This window comes from Loigolactobacillus rennini DSM 20253 (assembly GCF_001436505.1).
Classification (GTDB): domain Bacteria; phylum Bacillota; class Bacilli; order Lactobacillales; family Lactobacillaceae; genus Loigolactobacillus; species Loigolactobacillus rennini.
Map to the genome: position 1 here is coordinate 1 of NZ_AYYI01000001.1, position 24,701 is coordinate 24,701.

26 protein-coding genes are annotated in these 24,701 nt (G+C 38.6%); 22 read left to right on the forward strand and 4 right to left on the reverse strand.

The window, feature by feature from the left end:
- Positions 1-325 precede the first annotated feature (325 nt).
- The 17 genes from FC24_RS00005 to FC24_RS00090 all read left to right on the forward strand — a co-directional run bounded on the left by FC24_RS00005 (position 326) and on the right by FC24_RS00090 (position 17,787).
- Positions 326-1,435, forward strand: coding sequence for a serine hydrolase domain-containing protein (locus FC24_RS00005; RefSeq protein ID WP_057872821.1), 1,110 nt, complete (start codon positions 326-328; stop codon positions 1,433-1,435).
- A gap of 62 nt (positions 1,436-1,497) precedes the next feature.
- A complete protein-coding gene (locus FC24_RS00010) occupies positions 1,498-2,298 on the forward strand; it encodes a YveK family protein (protein WP_057872822.1) in 801 nt (266 codons plus the stop codon).
- A gap of 1 nt (position 2,299) precedes the next feature.
- A complete protein-coding gene (locus FC24_RS00015) occupies positions 2,300-3,055 on the forward strand; it encodes a CpsD/CapB family tyrosine-protein kinase (protein WP_057872823.1) in 756 nt (251 codons plus the stop codon).
- Positions 3,052-3,822 carry a tyrosine-protein phosphatase gene (locus tag FC24_RS00020; protein ID WP_235807276.1) on the forward strand — a complete coding sequence of 257 codons (771 nt, stop codon included), beginning with the start codon at positions 3,052-3,054 and terminating at the stop codon, positions 3,820-3,822. Before FC24_RS00015 ends, FC24_RS00020 begins: the two co-directional genes overlap by 4 nt.
- A gap of 242 nt (positions 3,823-4,064) precedes the next feature.
- Entirely contained in the window at positions 4,065-5,000 is a 936-nt protein-coding gene (locus tag FC24_RS00025; protein WP_083485573.1) for an NAD-dependent epimerase/dehydratase family protein, read from the forward strand.
- Between the two features lie 9 nt (positions 5,001-5,009).
- Positions 5,010-5,672, forward strand: a complete 663-nt coding sequence (locus FC24_RS00030; RefSeq protein WP_202813593.1) for a sugar transferase — start codon at positions 5,010-5,012, stop codon at positions 5,670-5,672.
- Positions 5,673-5,674: 2 nt separating this feature from the next.
- Positions 5,675-6,418 carry a glycosyltransferase family 2 protein gene (locus FC24_RS00035; RefSeq protein WP_235807277.1) on the forward strand — a complete coding sequence of 248 codons (744 nt, stop codon included), beginning with the start codon at positions 5,675-5,677 and terminating at the stop codon, positions 6,416-6,418.
- Between the two features lie 92 nt (positions 6,419-6,510).
- Positions 6,511-7,740 carry a nucleotide sugar dehydrogenase gene (locus FC24_RS00040; protein ID WP_083485574.1) on the forward strand — a complete coding sequence of 410 codons (1,230 nt, stop codon included), beginning with the start codon at positions 6,511-6,513 and terminating at the stop codon, positions 7,738-7,740.
- Positions 7,741-7,800: 60 nt separating this feature from the next.
- Complete coding sequence (locus tag FC24_RS00045) at positions 7,801-8,601, forward strand: glycosyltransferase family A protein (protein WP_057872826.1); 801 nt, start codon at positions 7,801-7,803, stop codon at positions 8,599-8,601.
- A gap of 9 nt (positions 8,602-8,610) precedes the next feature.
- Entirely contained in the window at positions 8,611-9,864 is a 1,254-nt protein-coding gene (locus FC24_RS00050) for a hypothetical protein (protein WP_057872827.1), read from the forward strand.
- A gap of 102 nt (positions 9,865-9,966) precedes the next feature.
- On the forward strand, positions 9,967-10,920 hold the full coding sequence (locus FC24_RS00055) for a glycosyltransferase (protein ID WP_057872828.1): 954 nt from the start codon (positions 9,967-9,969) through the stop codon (positions 10,918-10,920).
- Entirely contained in the window at positions 10,920-11,990 is a 1,071-nt protein-coding gene (locus FC24_RS00060) for a polysaccharide pyruvyl transferase family protein (RefSeq protein WP_057872829.1), read from the forward strand. The genes FC24_RS00055 and FC24_RS00060 overlap by 1 nt, the downstream gene beginning before the upstream one ends.
- Before the next feature lie 22 nt (positions 11,991-12,012).
- Positions 12,013-13,410: a lipopolysaccharide biosynthesis protein gene (locus tag FC24_RS00065; RefSeq protein ID WP_057872830.1), complete on the forward strand. Its 1,398-nt coding sequence runs from the start codon at positions 12,013-12,015 to the stop codon at positions 13,408-13,410.
- A gap of 346 nt (positions 13,411-13,756) precedes the next feature.
- Positions 13,757-14,137, forward strand: coding sequence for a hypothetical protein (locus tag FC24_RS00070; protein WP_057872831.1), 381 nt, complete (start codon positions 13,757-13,759; stop codon positions 14,135-14,137).
- A gap of 162 nt (positions 14,138-14,299) precedes the next feature.
- The gene (locus FC24_RS00075; RefSeq protein WP_057872832.1) at positions 14,300-15,178 is read left to right on the forward strand and encodes a hypothetical protein; all 879 of its coding nucleotides are present in this window, start codon (positions 14,300-14,302) and stop codon (positions 15,176-15,178) included.
- A gap of 60 nt (positions 15,179-15,238) precedes the next feature.
- The gene (locus tag FC24_RS00080) at positions 15,239-15,535 is read left to right on the forward strand and encodes a hypothetical protein (protein WP_157059056.1); all 297 of its coding nucleotides are present in this window, start codon (positions 15,239-15,241) and stop codon (positions 15,533-15,535) included.
- Positions 15,536-16,200: 665 nt separating this feature from the next.
- Complete coding sequence (locus tag FC24_RS00090; protein ID WP_057872835.1) at positions 16,201-17,787, forward strand: DUF6119 family protein; 1,587 nt, start codon at positions 16,201-16,203, stop codon at positions 17,785-17,787.
- 347 nt (positions 17,788-18,134) lie between these two features.
- Here FC24_RS00090 and FC24_RS00095 read toward each other — a convergent pair whose 3' ends face one another.
- The 3 genes from FC24_RS00095 to FC24_RS00110 form a co-directional block, all read right to left on the reverse strand.
- The gene (locus FC24_RS00095; protein WP_057872836.1) at positions 18,135-18,389 is read right to left on the reverse strand and encodes a DUF2922 domain-containing protein; all 255 of its coding nucleotides are present in this window, start codon (positions 18,387-18,389) and stop codon (positions 18,135-18,137) included.
- Positions 18,390-18,730: 341 nt separating this feature from the next.
- Entirely contained in the window at positions 18,731-18,934 is a 204-nt protein-coding gene (locus FC24_RS00100; RefSeq protein ID WP_057872837.1) for a hypothetical protein, read from the reverse strand.
- 348 nt (positions 18,935-19,282) lie between these two features.
- Positions 19,283-19,804, reverse strand: coding sequence for a sigma-70 family RNA polymerase sigma factor (locus FC24_RS00110; protein WP_057872839.1), 522 nt, complete (start codon positions 19,802-19,804; stop codon positions 19,283-19,285).
- Between the two features lie 269 nt (positions 19,805-20,073).
- On the opposite strand from FC24_RS00110, the gene FC24_RS00115 reads away from it, so the two are divergent.
- From FC24_RS00115 to FC24_RS00135, 5 genes are all read left to right on the forward strand, one after another.
- Positions 20,074-20,910, forward strand: coding sequence for a hypothetical protein (locus tag FC24_RS00115; protein ID WP_057872840.1), 837 nt, complete (start codon positions 20,074-20,076; stop codon positions 20,908-20,910).
- Between the two features lie 350 nt (positions 20,911-21,260).
- Positions 21,261-22,454 carry a conserved phage C-terminal domain-containing protein gene (locus FC24_RS00120; RefSeq protein ID WP_162256996.1) on the forward strand — a complete coding sequence of 398 codons (1,194 nt, stop codon included), beginning with the start codon at positions 21,261-21,263 and terminating at the stop codon, positions 22,452-22,454.
- Positions 22,438-23,703 (forward strand): DnaB-like helicase C-terminal domain-containing protein, encoded by a 1,266-nt coding sequence (locus tag FC24_RS00125; protein WP_083485575.1) that lies wholly within the window; start codon positions 22,438-22,440, stop codon positions 23,701-23,703. Before FC24_RS00120 ends, FC24_RS00125 begins: the two co-directional genes overlap by 17 nt.
- A 237-nt stretch (positions 23,704-23,940) precedes the next feature.
- Positions 23,941-24,132 carry a hypothetical protein gene (locus tag FC24_RS00130; protein ID WP_057872842.1) on the forward strand — a complete coding sequence of 64 codons (192 nt, stop codon included), beginning with the start codon at positions 23,941-23,943 and terminating at the stop codon, positions 24,130-24,132.
- Positions 24,133-24,144: 12 nt separating this feature from the next.
- Positions 24,145-24,372 (forward strand): hypothetical protein, encoded by a 228-nt coding sequence (locus FC24_RS00135; protein ID WP_057872843.1) that lies wholly within the window; start codon positions 24,145-24,147, stop codon positions 24,370-24,372.
- Between the two features lie 115 nt (positions 24,373-24,487).
- Here FC24_RS00135 and FC24_RS11950 read toward each other — a convergent pair whose 3' ends face one another.
- Positions 24,488-24,592, reverse strand: a complete 105-nt coding sequence (locus FC24_RS11950; protein ID WP_057872844.1) for a putative holin-like toxin — start codon at positions 24,590-24,592, stop codon at positions 24,488-24,490.
- Between the last annotated feature and the right edge of the window lie 109 nt (positions 24,593-24,701).

The window sequence follows — 24,701 nt, forward strand, 5'->3', positions numbered from 1 at the left end:
TTTGCGTAATCTGCGTTACTAAATTTGTTCAAGTTATTTCTTGCAATCTGCCATAAATTAAATACTTTCTAAATGAAAAGATGGAGAGCTGAGTTCTTATTGTGTATAACAAACATTTGTCTAATATAAAAAGAGTTACATGATTTTAAACATTCTTTGTATCACTAATTATTGAAACATTCGTTGATCTTGAAGGCGGTAAGACATAAGTTATAGAATGATTTTTGTGAATTTGGATAACTAATCATAAACATTATTTTATTGTTGTGGTTTTACTTACTATGACATTACTAAGCAGATAATGCTATTGATATCGGAGGATCACATGAGAGGAAAAGTGGGGCGAGTCGTTGCTGTACTACTGTTAATTACAGTCATTATTGGTGGTGGAGCAGCGGCAGTTTTTTATCAAAAAGATAGTTTAGCACACCTTTATTTGCAAAAAATTAGTGGCAAAAAAACTGGAGTACAAGAAGTAACAACATCAACAACGAAAAAGACGGTTCAAATTAATCGAAAAGCTGTTTCTCAACAATTAAAAAAAGATCAATTTGTTGGGAATGTGGCGATTTTAAAAAATGGTAAGCTCATTTATCAACAACCCTATGGGAAAGATCCGGATAAAAATGAGAAAACAAAAACAACTAAATATCAATTAGGCGATTTACAAAATGCATTAACAGCAGCGGCAATTATGAAACTGGCGGCTAAGGGGCGGCTATCTCTGGACACGCCAGTTAGTCACTATTATGAATTAAACGGTGCAACCAGTGAAATGACCGTAGGAGACCTGATGAATATGACCTCTGGGCTAACCTTAGATGTCACGCCTAGTACTGAATTGAGTACTGATGTGATTCCTTGGAATTTAGCAAATGCCGTCGGGCAAGGACAGGGAGCGTATAGTTTTCAAACAGTAAATTATGCCTTATTGTCCGGCATCGTGGCTCAGGCAGCAGGTATTTCCTATCAGAAATATTTGGATAAAATACTTTTACAGCCAGCTGGTACGAAACAGACCGGTTTTGTGAAGAGTGCGGCGGCACAAAGTAAACTAGTACCAGCTTATAGTGCTGATAATGCCAGTAAAATCACGCAAGATACGCTGTTTCAAACGATGAATGAGCGACTTGGAACGGGTCAACTCTATACAACTGCTGGCGATTTAGCGCGCTTAACAAACTACATGTCTAGTTCTGATTTTCTCAGCAAAAAGCAACGAACATCTGGATTGTTTGAAGAAAATGGTGATTATACTGGCCGTTTAGCGCGCGCTGGTGGACAACTAACTGGTGAAGCACGTTTCAGTGGCTATGCAAGTGCGCTAGCTTTTAGTTCAAACGGTCAAACTGGTGTCGTATTAATGAGTAACTATCAAGTTCAAGGTGATTTGTCCAAAACAGCGCAAGCACTTTTAGAACAAATCAACGACTGACTAAGTGCTTGTATGAACGCATTGAAGCAACAAGCTAGGTTTAGTGTAGGAGGAGCTATTTGATGAATGAAGTAAGCCAGGAAAAAGCAACGTTAACCATTGATGATATTTTATTAACGTTGCGTAAACATTTAAAAATTATTATTGGGTCGACTTTAATCGTGACATTAGTTGCGTTTATTGTCACTTTTTTTGTGATGACACCTAAGTATGAAGCTACGACACAGATTTTAGTTAATCGCAAATTAGATTCGCAAGATCAAGGCGCACAACAGTTGCAACAAGTTCAAGCTGATGTGCAGATGATTAATACTTATAAAGATATAATCACTAGTCCGACAGTATTACAGGATGTTAGTCAGAAAATTGGTAATGGACAAACGATGGATAAATTACAAAATGAGATGTCAATCAGTAATGAACAAAATTCTCAGGTCTTCTCGGTTACCGTAAAAACTGAAGATCCAAAGCAAGCGGCTAAAATTGCTAATACAACAGCCAATACATTCCGAAATAAAATTAAATCTATTATGAGCGTGAATAATGTATCAATTGTTTCCCGAGCTACCGTTAATAATACACCGGTATCGCCTAAATTGTTATTGAATGTCGCTATTGGGTTTGTACTGGGCTTGTTAATGGGAATTGGCCTGGCTTTCTTAAATGAAACGATGGATAAAACAGTTAAAGATGAAAGCTTTCTTTCTGAGGCTGGTTTGACCAGTTTAGGCATTGTGTCTGAAATGGCAGATAGTGATATTAAAAAGCGGGCCTTTAATGGTCAGCACCATCATAATCAACGCGCTCGGGTACCTAAATCAGCAGACACCCATAGTACAAAATTACGTCGGAGGGTGAACTAAAATGAGTCTTTTTAGAAAAAAGAAAAAATTAGATTCGCATAGTATGAAGCATGGTGTCGGTTTAATAACTGTCACTAAACCTAATTCGACTATTGCTGAACAGTTTCGTACTATCCGTACTAATATTCAATTTTCTTCTGCTGATCGGCAGTTGAAAACAATTATTTTTACTTCAGCGAATCCCTCAGAAGGTAAGTCGACAGTTAGTTCAAATGTTGCTGTTACTTGGGCTGACCAAGGAAGTAAAGTTCTCTTTATTGATGCTGATCTTCGCCGTTCTACAGCTCACCGAACATTCCGAGTTTCTAATACTCATGGTCTGACTACGATTTTAACGGCTAAACAAGCTGATTTGAATGAAAGTATTAAAAAAACTGAAGTTAACAATCTATATGTTTTACCTAGCGGGCCTGTACCACCTAACCCATCTGAATTGCTAAATTCTTCTAAAATGGATCAATTATTAAAAGCTTTAGTTGACCAATTTGACATGATCATTTTAGATGCACCACCAGTTAATACAGCTACCGATGCACAAGTTTTAGCTAGTCGAGTAGATGGTGTTATTTTAGTAGTTCCGCAAGGTGTTGCCTTAAAAGGCGCTGTTTTACGAGCAAGAGATTTATTAGAAAAAGTTCATGCTAATGTGTTAGGTACAATTTTAAATCGGGCAGTAGACACAGATAGCGGTGGTTATTATGGCGGCTACTACGGTGGCTATTATGGTGGTTATTACGGAACGGATGATAAGAAATGATTGATTTACACTGTCACATACTACCCGGTTGCGATGACGGCGCTAAAACCATGACCGATGCCTTAGCCATGGCGCAAGTTGCCGTGGAAAATGGCATCACCCACATTTTGGTGACGCCCCACCACATGGACGGCCAGTACACTAACCATAAAGCAGACGTGATTCAAAAAACGGCGCTGTTTCAAAAAGCGCTGGACGATGCCAAGATTCAGCTAACCGTTTTTCCAGGTCAAGAAGCCCACATTACCGGGGAGCTGTTGGACGCCATTAAAGCAGATGACGTGCTGTTTGCCGATGAAACCAACCGCTATTTAATGTTGGAACTGCCTCACAGTGAAGTGCCGGAATACACCGAACAAATGATTTTTGAACTGCAAGCAGCCGGGATTACCCCGGTGATCGTCCATCCAGAGCGGAATCACGGGATTCAGCGGCACCACGATTTACTGTATGACTTTGTGGCCAGCGGCTGTTTAACTCAGCTAACCGCCAGCAGTTATTTAGGTGTTTTCGGTAAAGAAGTGGCCAATTTTACCCAGCGGATTCTTGACGCAGGGCTGGGTACGATTTTTGCTTCCGACGCCCACAACTTGCGCGGCCGGAATTTCCGGATGGAAAAGGCGTTTGCCAAGTTGAAAAAGCGTAACGGCGCCGAGATGGTGACTTGGATGCAGGGTAATGCCAAAAACATCATCAATGGGGATGATGTGGCGGTCACCGATTTTCACCATGTGAAGGAAAAGAAGAAGTTTTGGTTGTTTGGGTAAGAGTTATTTAGCATTCATTTCTACATGCGTTGTAACGTGTTTTAGTGTTATTGAAGCCTATATAACAAACTTATACAATGATTATTGTTAATTTGTTAAATGTTGTAGTTTGTTTATTTAGCGGGGGTAAAACATTGTTTCTGTTTGTTGTTGAACATTGTTGTGAGTTAATGTTAATTGCTTGCCAATGACAACTTTAAGGTGAAAATTGAACCGTAATGCAAGTTTTGGGAGGTTATCGTTTGAGTAAGGTGTTAGTGACTGGCGGAGCTGGCTTTATTGGTTCTAACTTAGTCGATCAATTAGTTGAAGATGGGGATCAGATCGTTGTTGTTGATGATTTGTCCATGGGATTAAAGGAAAATTTACCTGACTCACCACAAGTGACGTTTTATCAACACAGCATTACCGATCATGGTTTTATGCGGCAATTATTAATTGATGCGCGTTTTGATTACATCTATTTACTAGCTGCGGTTGCCAGTGTGGCAGATTCAGTCGCGCGGCCTTACCAAACGCATCAAATTAACCAAGAAGCTAATATTTACATATTAGAAGTGTTACGAAAACAACAGTTGCCAGTGAAAAAAGTCTTATTTGCTTCATCGGCAGCGGTTTATGGCAATAATCCAGAATTACCTAAGCGAGAAGATTCAACAATTGATCCACTAACACCTTATGCAATTGACAAATTTGCCACAGAGCGGTTTGTGATTGACTACGGGCGCTTGTATAATCTGCCCACAGTTGCGGTCCGGTTCTTCAATGTCTACGGGCCTAAACAAAATCCAAAATCACCTTACTCTGGCGTTTTATCATTGATTACACAAGCTGCACGGCACCACAGCAGCTTTACGATTTTTGGCGATGGCAGTCAGACACGGGATTTTGTTTACATTCAAGATGTTATCCAGGCGTTACGGTTGTTGACCAAAAATAATCCAGTTATTCATCAAGTTTTTAATGTAGGAACGGGGAAACACATTAGCTTAAACCACGTTATTAAAGTGTATGAACAATTAATTGACTATCAGTTTAAACTGATTTCTAAGCCAGAACGAACAGGGGACATTAAACATTCATATGCCAACATTAGCCGCTTGTTGAGTTTGGGGTATAAACCACGGTACACAATTGAAAGTGGCTTAAAATTATATTGGGAATCAATAAAGGAGTGACGAAAGTTTATGATGGAAAATTCAGAGAATAATGGGGCACGGGATTTTGCGGAAAGTGACTTTGTAACTAAATTGGATCAACCGTTACACCATGTTTATCTACCTTTTAAACGACTGTTTGACTTGCTCTTTGCGACGCTGTTGATGATACCAAGTGCTATTTTGATATTAATTTTCATGGTGCTAGTTAAGCTTGAGACACCGGGCAAATGTTTTTACAGTCAAGAACGTGTCGGTTTAATGGGAAAACGGATTACGATCACCAAGTTGCGGTCAATGTATAGCGGGATTGAAAAGAAATCTGGTGCCATGTGGGCGCAGAAAAATGACGCTCGGATAACAAAAGTCGGTCACTTTATGCGTAAAACGCGGATTGATGAACTGCCACAATTATGGTCAGTCATTAAAGGCGATATGAGTTTAATTGGTCCACGTCCAGAACGGCCACGTTTCACACAACAATTTAGTGAAGAGGTGCCTGGTTTTGAGCAACGTTTGTTGGTTAAGCCAGGTTTAAGTGGCTATGCGCAGGTGCACGGTGGCTACGAAGATAACCCGGCCGAAAAACTTGCAAATGATATGTACTACATAAAACATTTCGGTATTTTAACTGATCTCGCAATTTTCTTTGGCACATTGCGCGTGGTTGTCACCGGAGATGGAGCTCGATAATGGTGGAACAGCCTTTAGTTTCAGTGATTATGCCGGTGTATAATTCGGAACAATTTGTTGGTAAGGCAATTCAAAGTGTCCAAAAACAAACTTATTCAAATTGGGAACTGGTTATTACTGATGATTGTTCAAAAGATAAAACAGTACCTTATATTAAGCAGTACATAAATAAGGATAAAAGAATTAAGCTATTTGAATTAAAGAATAATTCTGGCGCTGCAGTCGCTCGTAATACTTGTTTAGATCGTGCTACTGGGCGGTTTATTGCCTTTTTAGATTCAGATGATCTTTGGCACGCTGAAAAACTAGATAAACAGGTAAAGTTTATGTTAGCGCATGACTTTGCTTTTACGTTTACAGGTTATGATTTCATTGGTCATACAAATAAGGTAATTTCGGTTCCTGAAAAAATTAATTTCCAAGGAATGCTTAAAAATACGATAATTGGTACGCTTACAGTCATGATCGATAAACGACAGACAGGCACATTTTATATGCCATTAGTGAAACGCGGCCAAGATTTACTGACTTGGGCGTTACTTTTAAAAAAAATTCCTTACGCTTATGGCCTAAATGAATCGTTATCTAGTTATCGCGTTGTTAAGGGTTCATTATCTAATAATAAAATAAAAGCAATAAAAAGAACTTGGCATAACTATTATTATGAACTACAACTAGGTTTTTTTAAGACTTTATATTATTTTGTTTTTTATGTTTTTAATGCATTAAAGAAGCACTATAGCTAATTTTTGAGGCTAATTATTTTTAACTATCAATATTATTACTACGGAACTACGAATAATACTGTATATTAACGTAGAAATGGAGAATTGATCTAATGAATAGAAAAATCAAAATTGCTGTTGCTGGGACTGGTTATGTCGGGCTTTCGATTGCTACTTTACTTTCACAGCATCATGAGGTTATAGCCGTTGACGTTATCCCGGAAAAGGTTGATTTAATTAACCAGCATCGCTCACCTATTCAGGATGATTATATTGAAAAATATTTAGCAGAAAAACCACTAGATTTAACAGCTACCTTAGATGCTAAGCAAGCTTATTCAAATGCAGATTTCGTTATTGTTGCAACGCCGAAAAATTATGATTCTGAAAAGAACTTTTTTGACACTTCGGCTGTGGAATCAGTAATTAAGTTAGTAATGGATTGCAATCCTAATGCAATTATCGTGATTAAATCAACCATTCCAGTAGGATATACACAACGGATCCGTAAAGAAACTGGTAATAAGAATATCATCTTTAGTCCAGAGTTTCTTCGGGAAAGCAAAGCCTTATATGATAATTTATATCCGTCGCGGATTATAGTCGGAACAAATTTAGAAGATAATAAGCTTACAGATAGTGCAAAACTTTTTGCAAATTTACTGCAAGAAGGTGCCTTAGAAAAGGATGTCAAAACATTAATTATGAGCTTTACTGAAGCTGAAGCGGTTAAGCTTTTCTCTAACACTTACTTAGCTCTACGTGTTAGTTATTTTAATGAACTTGATACTTATGCGGAGGTAAAAGGATTAGACACAAAACAAATTATTAATGGTGTTTGCTTAGATCCACGGATCGGGACACATTATAATAATCCAAGCTTTGGTTATGGTGGCTATTGTTTACCAAAAGATACTAAACAGCTATTAGCAAACTATGCTGACGTTCCTGAAAATTTGATTAAGGCAATAGTTGAGTCGAATAAAACAAGAAAAGATTTCATCGCTGAACGGGTGCTTAAAAAAGCGGGATATTCTAATAAAGCACAGTTAAGTAAGCAAATTACAATTGGGATTTATCGATTAACGATGAAATCAAAATCTGATAATTTCCGTGCTAGTTCAATACAGGGTGTTATGAAGCGGATTAAGGCAACGGGCGCAAAAATTATTATTTATGAACCTACTTTAAAGGATGGAGAAACTTTCTTTTCAAATCAAGTGGTTAATAATTTGACAACCTTTAAAGAAAAATCACAAGCTATTATTGCTAATCGATATAGTGATAAATTAGATGATGTAATTGATAAAGTTTATACTCGCGATATTTTTAAACGCGATTAATTTTTTCCTTGGTTAGATATATAGGTATTTTATGCTAGTTGTAAAAAGGAGCTGGCTCGTTTGAAAATAGGTCATCTGATCTCTGGCGTTAACATTACTGATCCACAATTACAATTGCAAAAAATGAATATTAAAAAGAATGCGATCTTAATCAATCAGGGATCTGAATATCTATACGAATATTTTAATAAAATAAATTGTAATTATTACGCTTTTAACGAGCGGGGAGTTGGATTAAGCAGAAATAACGCGCTTATGAGATCAACGTTTGACATTTCAATTATGTCTGATGATGATATGGTTTATGTTGATGGCTATTTAAATAAAATAAAGGAAGCTTATTGTCGTTTTCCTAAAGCAGATGTTATTTTATTTAATGTTCGAATCCATGATAAAACAGGCGTTCATAATAAAGTAACTAAGACTGGTAAAGTTCATTTTTGGAATGCTCTGCGTTATGGTACAGCGACTCTTACTTTCCGAACTAGTATAATTAAAAAGAAAAATATTACTTTTTCATTGTTATTCGGTGGTGGAGCTAAATATGCGTCTGGTGAAGACTCACTTTTTATCTGGGATTGCTTAAAGCGTGGTTTACATATCATAACAGTTAAAGAAACAATAGCTGATGTTTATAATAATGATTCTACTTGGTTTAAAGGCTATAACGAGCGGTATTTTAAAGATAAGGGCGCTTTATTTTATGCATTAAGTCCGTTATTTTATCGGCTATTTATTCTGCAGTTTCTGGTAAGAAAAAGAAATTTATATACCGCTCACTACAATAAAAATACCGTTGCTCAGCTTTTATTAAGTGGTGCCTTAGAGTTTAAAAACAAGCGTGATAATAAGAAGAAATGAGGGAGATTATTGGCCGTTTTACTTGCTTTTCTATATATATTTCAATTCCCAATATTTGATATTCCTATTATTAATTCCTCTCATATTTGTTTTGTCATTCTTATTATTGCGCTCTTTGTCAATAGAAAATATCGCCAAACTTTACTTTCTATTTTAACAAATAAAAAAGTTATTCGTATTTTTATTGTGTTACTTTTGATAATGTTTTATGCCCTACTTGTTCCTGTTTTTAAAGGGACTTATGATTTTTCAATTGAGAAGCCGCTTTTTAATCAATTAGTTCAAATCTTTATTGGTAGTTTTCTTTTTACCTATTTGTACGTAAAAGAAAAACATATTCCTGTTGTTATAATTGAAGCATTCTTTATACAATCGTTAATAATGGGTGCTGCTTTTTTAAGCTCTAAAATTAATACCCTTTTAAATAATTTTAGAGGTGCTGAATTAATTGATTTTATTGGGCAAAGAGAATGGTACCAAGGAATTCGCGGTTTAGGTGTGGCCGGATCTAGTTTCTTTGGGCTAGCTATTGGTTTTGGAATGGTCTATATATTATTGGTTCGATATTATAAGGAAATTCCAATTAAAAGCACCATAATACGCTTTATTTACCTGTTAATCTTAATAGCTGCTGGTGTTAGTGCAGGACGTATCTCACTTGTTGGATTAGGTGTGGCCGCGCTCTATTTCCTCTTTAACATGTTGAAACATAAAAAGAGAAGAAAAGGCCCTAAGCGAATAAATATTATCACTTTGTTCACATCTGTGACTGTCATTATTTTAATTTTTATTTCTAGCCCTTTATGGTTTAATTCATTACGTAATAATGCGACAATATCAAGATTTTTGAATTGGGCTTTTGAGTTTTATTATAAACTTCAATCATCAGGGCAGCTTACAACTAGCTCAACATCTAAGCTACAGCAAATGTATTTTCAAGTGAGTGGCTCAACATTTTTCTTTGGTGATGGTCGCTACACTAATCCGGATCAATCTTACTATATGAGTACGGATGCTGGCTATATGCGTAATATTTTATTTTTTGGTTTGATTGGTTTGCTGTTTTTGGTTTTATATCAATTACTCTTGTTTAATTGGCGAAAGGAACTTCGATTTAGTGTCTTTGCCTTTATGTGTTTATTAATTTTCCATATTAAGGGAGAGACAATTGGTTTTTCGCTAATGACGCAAAATATTTTATTTTTGACTTTTCTTTTTCAAACTTTTACTAGCCACTTCAATTTTGAGGCGACTAGTCAATGATATTCGTATACTTTAACCTGAAACCTATAAGCTAGTGTAAAATAAGCGCGGATGGAAGCTATTGTCATGGGTAATTTTTAATATTTCTTAAGGAGATATAAAATGGTATCTGTCATAATGAGCATTTATAATGAAAAAATAGAATGGATTCAGGAAAGTATTGAATCGATTTTACAACAAACGTTTACTAACTTTGAATTAGTCATTATTGTTGATAACCCTAAAAATGCAGATATTAAAAAATTCCTCTCTAATTATGCTGACAATAGTAAAGTTCGAATATTTTATAATAGTGTGAATCGTGGGCTAGTATTTTCGCTAAATCGGGCAATTTCACTTTCTCAGGGTAGCTATATTGCGCGAATGGATGCGGATGATGTATCTAGTGCAGATAGATTACAAACTGAGTACGATTATTTAACTGCCCATGGTTTAGATTTTATTTTCACTAATGTTAATCAGATGTCTGAAGATGGTGAAATTTTGTCTTATAAACATGGGAAAAATTTGGATCAGGATGAAACAAAGGCAATTCTAAAATTTGGAAATGTATCAAAACATCCAACCTGGTTTTTAAAGCGCTGTGTTTATGAACAATTGGGCGGTTATCGTGATGTTGCACATTGCGAAGATTTTGATTTTATACTTAGAGCGCTTGCTATGAATTTTAAACTTAGTTTGTTAGGAAAGTCCGTTTTAAATTATCGGTTTCGTCAAACTAGTATATCAAGATCAAATGCACTTGAACAGTTTCTGAAATCGCGATATATTTCTAAGCTTTATTTGAAGAATCAACTTATTGATGTTAAACCAGAAAAGATCAATTTAAAGTATAGTAAGTTAACATCAAATGATAAAAGAAAGTTTGCGGTAGGGTTAGTATTCTTTCAAAAATTTGTTTTAAAAGCTAAAAATAAAAATTTTTTAAAGTCTATAAAATACTTAGTTAAAGCACTTATTAGCAGTAGATATTCAATAGTAAAAATCGTGCAGACTTTTTATTTTAAATTTAGGGCATATTTTTTATTAAAGAATACTAAAGGAGAAAAGTATTAATGAAAAGTATTGTCAATAAAATTAAATTATTATCCCAAAAAACGCCACTAGGTTGGTTTAAATATTTTTCTAGAAAATACCAGTTTAGTTTACCCAGTAAAATGGGAAAAAAACGGGTTTTTTTATTTCTAACGCCTACACATAAGAATCTGGGTGATCAAGCGATAACTATCGCAGAATTGTTTTATTTAAAACAAGTATTACCAGCTTACCAAGTTATTGAGATACCAGATATAAATTATGCAAAAGGGATAAAACTAGTATCTAAAGTATTAACCGATCAGGATATTATAATGGTACATGGGGGCGGGAATCTAGGAACACTGTATCCAACTGCTGAAAAACAACGTCGTTTGCTTATGAAAAATTTTTCCAGAAATAAAATAATAATATTCCCGCAATCTGCTTTTTTTGGTAAAGATAGTGAAGAATTAAGCGAGTCAAAAAAAATATATTCAAGTAATTCTAACTTAACATTAATGGCGCGAGAATCGTTAACACGTGATTTTCTTGCTAAAGCTTTTCCAAAAAATAAATTATTATTCACACCGGATATAGTTTTTTTTCTGAATAAAAAATTAAAGTTTAAAAAAACTAAGCGCTTTGGAATTTTAATAATTCTGAGACAGGACAAAGAAAAATCAGTACCGGAAACTTATATTAATTCTTTACTTAAGCAGCTAAAAAGCGAATATCAGATTACCATTTCGGATACTGTAATTAATAAAGATATTGTTATTGACAAACAAAATCGTGAACAATATGTGAAGAATAAGCTTAATCAGTTTGCAGCACATCAACTGGTTATTACGGATAGATTACATGGCATGCTTTTTTCGCTATTGACAAAAACACCTTGTATAGTTTTCAATAATAACAATGGAAAAGTAAAGTTCACCTATTTAAATTGGATGAGCGACCTGAATTATATTAAGTTAATGGGTACTGATAATTTTGATCAAGTATTACAAGAAATTAGGAAATTATTGCAGGTTAAACCGATAACTAAAGATTTTGATCAGAATTTCAATGAATTAACAGACTATTTAAAAAGTCTAGAGGATAGTTAAATTTTTACTCAAGGGAAGTTCAATGAATAAAATAAAATACTTAATTGGAAATTCAGTGATATTTGCCATTGGTAATTTGGGCAGTAAGCTAATTTCCATTTTATTAGTGCCACTTTATACTTATTTTCTAACAAAACAAGAGTATGGAACAGTAGATCTTATTACAAATACGGCCAGTTTATTATTACCAATAGTGTCTATGTCAGCCTATGATGCGGTTTTGCGCTTTGTAATGGATAAAAGTACTGATAACAAACAAGTATTTACCAATGCGATTTTAATTACATCAACAGGGGCGCTGATTTTTCTGGGAATTTTACCTCTGGTTAGTTTATTTCATGTTTCGCACTTGATTTATTTTTACATTATACTTGTTCTTCAAGCTTTTAATTCTACCTTTATTCAATATGCACGAGCAATTGGGCAAGTGAAGGTTTTTGCATTTAATGGTATTTTGGGAACTCTGGTTACCGGAGTTTCAAATATTATTTTGCTCGTCTATTTGAAGCAAGGGATCCAAGGCTACTTACTATCAATTATTTTTGCCTCGTTAATTAGTTCAATGTATGTCTTTTTAAGGTTACATTTAAGTAAGTCCATTAAACTAATACTACTTAACAAGACATTGATCAAACAAATGTTAATTTATGGAGTTCCATTAATTCCTAATGCTTTAGCTTGGTGGGCTACGAATACATCTAGTCGTTATTTTATTCTGTATTTTATTGGTGTAGGAGCCAATGGGTTATTTGCTGTGGCTAATAAAATTCCCAACTTACTGTCTATGTTAAATTCTATATTTTTTCAAGCTTGGCAGATGTCAGCAATTGAGGAATACGGATCCGAAAAAAAGTCTGAGTTTTATTCAGATGTTTTTAATTATTATAGTCAAATGATGTTTTTAGCTACTGCTTTTATTTTATTTGTTATTCGTCCTTTTATGTCTGTGTTTGTCTCTGACGCATTCTATAAAGCTTGGATGTTAATTCCATTACTGCTTTTCTCAGTTCTTTATTCCAGCTTTGCTAGTTTTTTGGGAACAAATTATATTGCAGCTAAGCAAACAATGGGTATTTTTTATACAACAATTATCAGTGCAATAATTAATGTTACGCTAAATTTATTGTTTGTTCCCTTAATCGGTGCCAATGGGGCTGGCCTGAGTAGCTGCATTAGTTTTTTCGTGATGTGGTTAATTAGAATTCGAGACACCCGGCGATACATCAGTATTAAATTAAATGTTAATAACATTATTTTTAACCATGCTATATTAATTGTGCAAACATTGATCTTGTATTTGCCTTTAAATTTAAAATTATTGATGATAGTAGAATCTGTTCTGTTTATATTAGCCTTAATCGCTAATAGTGCTTTTATAAAAGGCAGCTTGCAGCTTGTAAAATCAATTTTGAAAAAATAAATTAGTATTGCTGGTAAAAAATATTTGATCAACCAATTTTTTGCGAACGGACAGTGAATGTCCGCTTTTTTTATCCCTAATTCAGTATACAAGAAATCTGCCATCAGTAATCATTAAATTGATTACCAACAACAGATATTGTAGAGCCCCTTATTTTAGTTCCTCAATAAATTAGGTGATATTGAAGATAAATTATGACATTTGATTATAAAAAATTAAATACATAAATCGATTATATAGAGTGAACTTTTTTCTTGCGTAAATAATTATCTGGTGCTACAATAAGTACATGGTTGGAATATTAAAATGATAAAGCTTTCGGAGATGAATTAGAGGAGACGATAAAATGGATTTCAAAAACTTTAAGCCTTATACTTTAACAAGTGGACCAAGTACAATGACAGTATCGAAAAGTGGTGTTTCTTTTTCGCAAAAAAGCGTGATCAAACTTCATAAAACGCGCTACGCAAGATTGTTAATTGATTACAAAGATAAGATGGTTGCAGTACAAGAAGCAGAAAAAGATGATGAAAATGCAGCTCCATTCTATAATCCAAAACGTAAGATTATAACTGCTCGTTGGAATTATGTTGATCTCGTTAACTCACTTGCTAATTTGATGGACTGGGATACAAAAAAGTACACCTATCGGATGGATGGTAAGTATATTGCAGAGAAAAAAGCGCTGGTATTTGATTTAAAAGAACATAAAATTTTAAACAAATAATAGAAAATGGCAAAGAAAAAAAGCCGAAGGTAGCCGCCTTCAGCTTTTAGAAAGTTTAGTGATAGAGACACTAAGAAACGTTAATACATTCTTAGTATAACTTCTTTTGAAGAGAATGTCACTACTTTTTATCTTTTGCCTCTATTTAAGGAGGAATTTATAATGAGTAGTAAATTTATATTTGCTATTGATGGTAATACTAATAAAACATATACGCTTGATCAATTAGATCATTTTCCGCGACATGATAATCGCTTAACCGATCTTAGGTGCCCAGAATGTGGATGCGGATTAACTTTTCGCCACTCTGGGGTGCGTGCGGCCAGCCTAGCGACACGGAAGAATCAGCGTCACGCCACCAATTGTCATTTTAAAACAAATGTTCAAATAGCTAAGCAACAAATTCGGTATCGTAACTCACAAAATGTTTACTTAACATCCAAAATGCAACAAGATCGCTCGTATATTTTTTATTTGGATTTGAACAATCATCTAAATTCGGAACAGATGAAGCATAAACAATCACGAAAGACACGGAAAAGGACTTCAACTAAAAGTTACCGTAAGGATCAAAAAACAAAAATTGAAAATAGAACAAAATTGACACCTAAGTTAGATCATGCAGGTGCAGTTAATGCCGAAAATTTTCCACACAGACGTGTACAAATTGGCAAAAAGTATTTGAATCAATTTACTGCTAATGATGTGAATCAGGCATTTAAAACAGGTGGTTTTCTGGAAAAAATAATAATTTATGATGATCGCGTTGTCTTAAAGCTTGAGTGGGAGAAGCATCATGCCAACATAGTGATCAATGAGGCTGCCTTACAGACAGCACAAATTAATTTCAAATTGGTAATGTCTTCAATTCAAAAAGTATCTGATAAACCAATTGTAACCATGTTAGTTGATGTTATTCCACAAACGTCAAGTTCGGGTTTAAATTATTTAGTCCGCAATGTTAATTCAATTCTTTTTAACGGAGAAGTGGCAGCGGTTTATTTAGATAAGCAGCGTATGGCTAAGGAGTTAGTCCATTAATCAAAATTTCGCCATGGTTTGAACAATTTATCAATTAGAAAGAAAGAAGCTTATAAAGCTATGAAAATTAAAGAATTTATAGCATACGTTGCAAAGAATGAAACTGCTAAAGACGATTTAAATACATCAGTTTTTAATCAAGAAATTAATCTTGATGAAATAACAGTTCAAGAATTAAATAGCATAAGTAATGAAATAGATGACACAGTACCACACACATTAAAACATCTCATTAAATTTTCGAAGATGGAGCAAGATAATGATGTAGAAAGAAAAAATAAAATACAGCATAAAATTGCCGATTTTTTTGATCGTTTAGTAGACTATTTTTCAAATTTCATAAAAAATATTTTTTAGAAGTTTTATTAACTACTTTAATAGCAGCGTTTTTATTAGTCTTCGTTGTACCAATCATTGTGATTATTAATGAATCAGAATATGTATCGTTCTTTCAAAGCATCTTTATTTTAATGGTAACCTTACTAATAGTTTCAATTGTTTTAACAATATTCGGTATAATGCAAAAAAGTATCGTTATTTTTGTATCAAAATGGGTGTTGCTTTAATTGGTTTAATTGCTTTAGGGTGCTCTTTGAAGGTTATTGTTAATGCACCTAATGATCAAAATTTTTTCGTTGGACTTACTTTAATGTTTGGTACTTATGCGACATCTTGGAGTATTTACCGCCTATTAAAACATTTTGTTAATTTTGATGTGAATTCTAAAATAAATATTATGCACCTTTTTGTTTATATTATTACAACGATATTAACTATTATTGCGCTGTTTAAATGAAAGTGAAATAGTATAATGTCATATTGATTATGATTGCATATTAAGAATTTCTTATTTTAAAATAATATTAATTGGCAAGGAAAAAGCCAAAGGTTGCCCCCTTTGGCTTCGAGAAATCTAAAAAACAACAAGTATATCACGTTCGTTTTATCTTATTTATCAAAGAATGTAAACGTCTTTTTGATTGTTCTTCCTCCCAATTAATTAAAATTTAGGAGGGTTTATTATGGTAAATAAAAACAAATCACATTCAATTTCTATTAGGTTGCATAATACCGATGTTAAAAAATACGAAGATGTGTTAAAGCTTCAGTATCAAAAGGAAGGGAAAACTCTTGTAAAAGTAATTGCTATTCCTAAATCTATTGGAAACGGCAAGGTTTTTGCACTTACTAATCAGTCTTCAACACCAACATGGAAATCGGAAGTTGAAGAACTTACTGGTAATAGAATAAAAATACCTGATAATACCTATTCAAAAGTAGTGATCGTTGTTAAACTCAAAGACAGATCTAGGAAAGATCGATTTTTGAGTATTTCGTATGGGTATGGCGAATCCTTACTAGATAATTCAAAATTTGTGACTGATTTTGGGAAATTAGTAGCTGCAAAAAAGGTATCTCCTGATAAGGTTAGTTCAGCTAAGACAATGCAAGTAAAAGAAGATATTACTCAAAATCAAAAACAGAATGTTGGTGTCAGTTCACAGGGTATTAAAGGATTGGTAAAATCATCCTCTGAATTTCTTACTTCAGTCTCAGGATATTTTAGCCGTGGTCCTACAGAAACCAAGTTAACCGGTTCTAATGAATTGCTTAGAGCTAAGCGCTCGATGCCATTAACAGAAGTTATCAACGATCTTCAATATTATTTAGACGAATATTTAGATAAAAAAATTAAGATAAAAATAGCTTCAAATTTATCACAAGTTAAGCCAAAAAAGACCAAAGACGAGTTAGATCAGAAATTAGCGGAAGCAATTATCAACGATAAACTAGATTTTGGGGTAGCTTGGCCAGGATATGAAGAAATTGATAATTTAACAGTAATTAACCTATTAGGGAAGGGAATAAAGCCTAATTTAGAACCAGTGCAACAGCTAAGACAGTATATTATTCAAAAAAAGCCAACATGTAAGACTTTTTTAAATAAATTGCAAACAGCACGGATAGTTATTACAAAAAATCAAGCGGAGCAATCAGATTTACAGCTTTATAAATGCCTATTTGCTGAAATTTCTGGTAAAAATGGGTTCTATTTACTATATAATGGTGTTTGGTACACAGTTGATAATAATTTTTATAATGAAATGTGGCAAAATTTTAAATCGGTTCCAGTATCACCATTAAAACTTCCAGCAATAAAGAAAGGAGAAACGGAAACAGCTTACAATAAACGTGCGGCGAGTGAAATAGATGCTAAAGAACTTCATTTAAGTACATATAAAAGTACTATTGGAAGGGGAACTATAGAACCTGCTGACATCGTCACGCCTAATAGGGAATTTTTATATGTAAAAAAAGGTCTTTCATCTGCAATGCTTAGTCATTTATTCGAGCAAGCAGCGGTTGCTGCCGACTTGTTATCGCAACATGTTGATCCAAAATTTAGGAAAAAGATTTTATCAGAGACAAATTTTTCCGAAGAATTTTTAGACAACGAAGTACCAAATAGCCAAATCACTATTGTTTTTGTTATTATCAGGAAAACTAAAACTTTACCATTTTTTTCAATACTCAGTTTTGTTGATACAGTTAAGCACCTACGGATAATGAGTTTTAAAGTTCAAATTGCTTGGGTAAGTTATTATTAGGATCAAATAAAAGTTAACTATGTTGAGTCTTTGATTAATCATAATTACGAAAGAATCTTGTAATTATTCGAAGTGAACTACTACATAGTTAACGGATAGCGTTAGTTTTTATACTGGAAACTCGAGATTATTGACCATTAAACTGGTGAATATAATTGAGGTATGATTAATCATCTAATAATTGATATGATAATTTGTAGTACTAAATGGCAAATAAGTACTTGCTATCAAGCTTTGTGGTGTATATTATCCGTGATTAATGTATTTTATCAAATTTAAAAACAACCCCCGTCAGCATCGCTGGCGGGGGTTGCTCATTCAAGCGCGCTAACTAGCGCGCTTAAACACTATTCTTGTGCTGCTTTGGCAAGCTGTTTGTCTTCCTCGCTGCCGAAAATTGGGGTTACGTTGCGTTCGATGTACTGCGCTTTAATTGGTAAAGCGTAAGGGTTCACCGCGTCAATTTCGAACATCTTTAAGTCGGCGATGGTTTGCATCGCCGTTTTGACGGTGGTTTCGTCCAAGTCTTGGGCGGCGTAGTTTAAGCGCATGTGCTTGGTTTTGCCGGCTTCGCTTTTAAATTCCATGTCGAGTTGCTTCATATAAAAGCTCCTTTCTGCGTGGGTGGCGGTGGCCTCAATAAAAGCTTGGGGCCACTGTTGGTTGCGGGTAAGCGCGCTCTGTCTGGCCACGGGAAATCTTGTGATTGAAATGGGGTTTCTAGGTGGCCAGGCAGTCGAGGTAAAGCGTGGTGAGCACGCTTGGTTTGGCCTTGCCCGCAAAATTGGTATCACCAGTATGTGGTAGTAGTAACCTAGGGTGGTTCTGCGCGTTTTGTTGCGCTGGCGGTTGTCTCTAGGTTGCGTGGCAAGCATTTGTTGTTAGGCGCTCACTACAGGTTTCCGCATGTGCTGCGGAAACCTACCGCGCTAGGCTAAATTGGCTAGCCTGCAAAGTCATGGCGGTCATAAGTGACCGTCACGGCGGCGCTGTAGCCTTCGTCGGCCAGTTTGGCGATGGTTTGGCCAAATTGATCGCATTGCTCAGGCGTAATGCCTTCTTTTAAGTTGACGAATTTGTGGGTGGCTTCGTCATCGATGTTGTCACCGATGGTTTTGATTTCTAAATTTGTTTTCAGCCATGTCATGTGTGTCTTCCTCCTTATTTTCGGGCGGCTGGGGGCATAACGATTTTTGCCCTTAGGTGCTTGGTGCTGCCACTTGGGCGAATTTGCCAAGGTAGGCGAATTTCAGGTGCCGGACTGGCTGGCTGTTATTGCCTCACTTGGTGTTTTGCCGGGGTGGGCTGGCTTGGTTGCCGCCCGCCGCTCTGTTGTTTGGTCGCCACTGCGGCTAGCTGCGGTGAGGACCGCCGGGCTGGCAGTGGCAGGTGCGTTCTTTTAGGGGTGCTGGATTCAACCGTTGGTGCAATGTGCGTTTCAGGTTAGCTGGGTCTTATTTTTGAGTGACAGTTTGCGGCCGCTTTTGTCCCTCATTTATAGGTGCCGTTTGAGCGCTGGTTTTTGTGCCACTTTTTTTAGTTTTGCTAGGATTTTTTTGCGTTTGCGGTACAGGGTGCGGCGGCTGATCTGCAGAGTGGCGCAGATTTCCGGCACTGGGCGATTTTCGTGGTACAGCAGCATCAGCAAGCGGCGCTCGTTTTTTTCTAGCGCGCTTAATAGTTGTTGAAGCTGGAGGCGTTGCAGCCACTGGCTTTCCTGGTTCGTGCTGGGTTCAAGCGCGCTGTCTGCGCCGAAGTGGCGGGTGTAGCAGTCTCGTTGGCGCAGTAGGTCAATCACGCGCTGGCGGACTTTGGTGTAGATGTAGTTGGCCTGGCTGATGTGCTGGTGGCTGCGTTGGTACTGGCAGTAGGCGGCCACGTAGGTCAGCAGGCTTTCTTGGTAGTAGTCGTCAAATTCGGGGTGGGCTGGGGTAATTTGGTAGCGTTTGAGCACGCCCAGTATTAGCGCTTGGTTTTGTAAGGCGGCGCTAAAGCCTTGTTGGCGTAATGTTGCCATGTTGGGTCACAACCTTTTTTGTAGTGATCCCAGACGTCTAGGTCGCTTTTTAGCATAGCGGGTGCGCTGGCGTTTGCCAAACAACGAAAAATTGATTTTTACAACGGCGTTTTGGCTGGGTGTGCTAGGCAGTTGGCGTTTTAGGTGGGCAACGCCGCTTTTTTAATCGTTTCTTAATGAGATTTTTATTAAAATGTAAGCGCTACATTCTTTACTAGGAAACGATTTTCGGGTACGCTATAGCAATCGAAATACTTGGAGGAATTTTCATGAGTCAAAGACCCAAATTTGTTGCGGCAAACACCCCTTTTTTTGATTTAGACGATTTGGCACAGCGGTTTGATGTGTTGGAATTTAGCGATTATCTGCAGGTGCGGCCGGAAACGGTTTACATCAAGCAATTGCGCCAGCCGTTGCACCGGTTTGGCAAAACTTACCACACGGCGTTGGTCGAGATTTCGGGGCGTTGCTTGCTGACGCCCCAGCGGCCGAGTCAGTTAATCGTCGCTTACAGTCAACAGGGGCTGACCAGCTGTCGTTTTTGGCAGTGGGTGGCCGCGGCGTTAAATGTGCGCCCGTTACCTTATTTTGCGGGGGAAAACTCCTTTATCCCGGAAAAAAGTCCGCTGCGGCAGCAGACTTCCTGGATTGGCAGTCGCTGGTACGATCAGGTGAACACGGTGCAAAAGGCCACCTACGTCACGTTTACCCAGCCGGCCACGCAGCAGCAGGTGGTGGTGCAAGTACAGATCAGTCAAAAGCAGTTGCTGCGCCAGTTAGCGCGGGTGCGGGCGTTATTGGTCAACGTGCAGCAATTGTTGCACCACGAATTCAGTCAGGTGCTGCCTAGCAGTCAGCTACAAGTGGTGATTCCGCCAAACTTGCCGTTAGCGGCGGATTTGCAATTGCCAGCGCTGTCTGCTGCCTTGTTGCGGCGTTTCATTTACCAACACCATAATCGCGACATCGCCGATTTAACCGCTGAGCGCTATGGCGATATCGACGATATTTTGGCACAGGCGGACTACCATTTATGGCCGCCGCGGGAGTTAACCAGTTTTCGCCGGGAGTTAGCGCGCTTAGGGTTTTGTAAGCGCGATGCGTAGGGGGTAGTCCAATTGTGATTTTGCACGGGCTAGCCGGGGGACTCTGGTTATCCGGAGTGCGGCTAGCCGGAGGGGTGTACGGGTATCCGGGGGGCAGTTGTCAGGTTGAAATGCGGTTTTAAGGTTGTTATCACAACGTTTTAACCCCCTGATCAGGCTGTCTGTCGTTTGGTCAATTAAGGTCAAACCATGCCGTCATCTTTTTGCTTGTCAGGGTAAAAAATTTAGTTGGTGAAAGCCATTAAGATCAACGTTTAGCGGCAAACGTTGATTTTTTTTGCAAAAAAAGTGGCACAAATCCGGTTGTTCAAACGGCACCTAAAGATGACAACCAAAGAGGTGAGATGCTTTTGAAACCAGTAATTCAACTACCTAGTGATTTATTTCAACTGCCAGAATTTCAGCAATTGGCCCAGTTAACCACGAAAACCCAGTACCGCACGGCGCTAGCGTTATGGTTAAAACTATTGTTAAAAGCAGGCCGCTTAAATCAAGCGGGCTTGGTTTACACTCGGGCTGAGTGGCCCCTGTCGCTAGGCGCAGTCTGCCGCCTAGCCAATATTACCGAAATTCCGACTGCCCGCAGGAGTTTAGCCTTTTTAATCCAAGCCGGCCTACTCGCCACTACTGAAAACCACCAGTACCGCATCTGCAACTGGCAGCGCTACTATTTGGCCCAGCCGCCAGCAGACTACCACGGCTTGATTAAATTCACCGGCAAAGCCAGCGGGAAAATGGGCCAACAACCGCCACTGCCACCAGCCACCACGGCGCTGGATCGCCCTAGTGCCCCGCAAGCAAGCGCGGGGTCGTCCCGCCCCAACGCGCCGAAAACAGTCAGCGGTGCGCTGGACGACAGTGGCGCGCCAGCAGATAATGCAGCGCCAGCTGATAACACGGCGCCGGCAATGCAGCAACCAGTAAAGCCAGTACCAACTGCCACGCCAGCTGCGACAATTCAGCAAGCCACCCGTTCCACGGCGACTGTTAAATCAGCTACCACCAGTCAACAAGCAACTAGCCCTGTGGCAATTGCCAAACCAGCCGTGACCATCAGCCCTGCAGTAACTGCCAAACCAACCACCGCCAGTCCACCGCCTTTAACAGCGTACTCAGCGGCGCAGCAAGCGCGCTTGCAGCAGGCGACGGTGAAGGTGCTGGCGTATTTAAACCAGCAAACCGGGAAGCGCTTTGTAGTCGATCAGCGCAGCCAACGTTTGCTAGGGCACCTTTTTCAACAACAAGTCACGATGGCCCAAATTAAGCAGGTCATTAATTGGAAATGCCATGAATGGCGCAATACGGAATTTTGGAAATTTGTCCGCCCGCAAACCTTGTTCGGGCCGAAATTTAATCAGTATTTACAGGAAGCACCGCCATTAACGCGGCCAAAAACGCGCACCACGGTTTCCCGCCAGGCTTACTTGCGCCAGCTGTACGGCATGAGCTGTAGTGTGGCGGAAGTGGTGCGCCGAGCCGCGGCGGACAACATTCACACCACAACTAAAGAAGTGGAGGCCATTGCCCATGAGCTTCGAGCTTAAAATCGTACATTATCTCGTTCACCACCCGCAAATCGCTAAAACGGTCACCATCGACCCCGTTTGGTTTGGCGTGCGCAGTTGCCGGGAGTTTGTTCAATTTTTACTGGCGCACCCGGGGCCGTATCCCAATTGGGTGGCGTTGCAACGTCGTTTTCAGGCGGCTTACCCTACCGCGTTTGCCGACAACGAGTGGCACCAGTTAAGTCAACCTGTTAATGATGAAAAGCTGTTTACTGAAAGTTTGCAAACATTGCAGTTTTGGTATGTGCAAGGCAACGCCCAAGCAGCCGCCCAAGCGTATTTTGCTTTGCCTAGCGCGGAAAATTTGGCTCAGTTGCAACAAGTCAGCGCCCAACTCAGCGCGCTGAACCAACCACAATTGCCCACCTTAAGTTTGGCAACACACGGTAAAGCCATGTTGCAAGCATTAGAAAAGCCCCAGCCTAGCGGGATTCGCACCTTTAACGTGGTGGATCAAGTGTTAGGCGGCGGGTTGCGCGGCGGCGTGTTATGGACCATTGGCGCACGGCCGGGTGTGGGCAAATCTGCCTTCGCGTTAAATTTAATTCAGCAAGCGCTAGCCCACCAGCCAGAACTACAAGTAGATTTATTTTCGCTAGAGATGACCGCCACGGAAAACTACCAACGCACGTTGGCTTACCAAACTGGGGTGGCAGCGGATAAATTTCACAATCCGGCCCACCAGCTAAACGCCAGTGAAAAGCAACAAGTCAAAGCCGCTATCGCCGCAATTGACCAGCAACACTTGCAGCTGCACGATAAATTGTTGGTGTTGCCGCAAATCATTAAAGTGATCCGCGATCACGCGCTGCACGCTAAAGCCGGTCACTATTTAGCGGTGATCGATTATTTGCAAATTATCAGTTTGGACCGGGTGGCTGCCCGCACCGACCGCCGGCAAGAAATCGAAACCATCACCCGGGAACTGAAATTGTTAACCAACGAACTGCAAATTCCACTGATTTTATTTTCCCAGTTGAACCGGGAACTGGAAAAACGGTTGGACCGCACGCCACAATTGGCAGACTTACGGGAATCCGGCAGCATTGAACAGGATTCCAATGTGGTGAGCTTTTTGTACCCGGCAAGCAACACGCAAAATCATCAAGTTAACCGCCACTTAAATTTAATTTTCCGCAAAAATCGTTCGGGCCGCTTGGCGGAATTAGCGTTTTTATTCAAACCGCGGCAAATGCGCTTTACCCCGCAGATTGTCACGCATGATTAGTTGGGGGCGTACAAGTTGGCGCGAGTTGGAATTGGGGGGGTTGTTTTTACAGTAGTGGTAACTGGCCAGTGCGATTTAGCGGGAATTTAAGCGCGCTTGAAACTGAAAGTTTGCTGTTATGCGGTTCTTAAATGAGCGATTCAGCGCGCTTGATGGATATGGCCGCTATTAGCGGTATTCTAGGCTAGCGCGCTAATCACTGATAACGTCATGGATTTTGAAAGGAGGGATGAAAAGATGCTAACCACGTTAACAGTAAGTGATGCCAAAAGTCATTTAAACCAGCTGGTTCGGGAACTGGACGCATCCGCGCAAGCGGTTCTAATCCGCAATCACCGCACCAACCAATGGGTGATTTTGATGGCAGCACGACCTTGGCAACAAGAGCTGGAGCAACTGCTGGGCAGTGCTTTTTTCATGAAAGATTAAGGAGTGATTGTGATGTCAGAATTAACTGTTGATTTGCGCCGTGAGTTGGCTAAACGTGATTTTTTGGCGCGGCCGCTTTACACCGGCGATACGCTGTATTGTTTAGGCGATTTTTTGTACCGGGAGGCGGATGCCGCGGAATTTTTGTTGTTTTTACATTTTCTCTGTGAAAATGAAGCCGCGGCACCGGCCATTTTGGCGCTGCTAGGCGCGCGGCAGATTCAGCAGCCCGTCCGCTGAGATTATCGGTGGTAATCGCCGCGTAAATTTGGTATGCTAACAATGGAAGTGCATGCCGTTTAAGACGGTGGTTCATTAGGGTAAAATAACCGCTAGCTTCCCACAGCTAAGGCGGTTATTTTTTGTGGTTGAGTTGAATCAACACAACAACTAATGTGATTAGCTTTAGCACGAAATTACCAAAGCCTAACATTAGTTGTAAGGTATCCGTTAGGGACACCTAGGCGCCTCCTTTCTAGAAGTTTTGTGGTGACTAAGGTTTTAATGCCATAGCAACCACCTCCTTTAGGAAGTGCCACCGCCTTAACTACGCTATGATATTTAATATG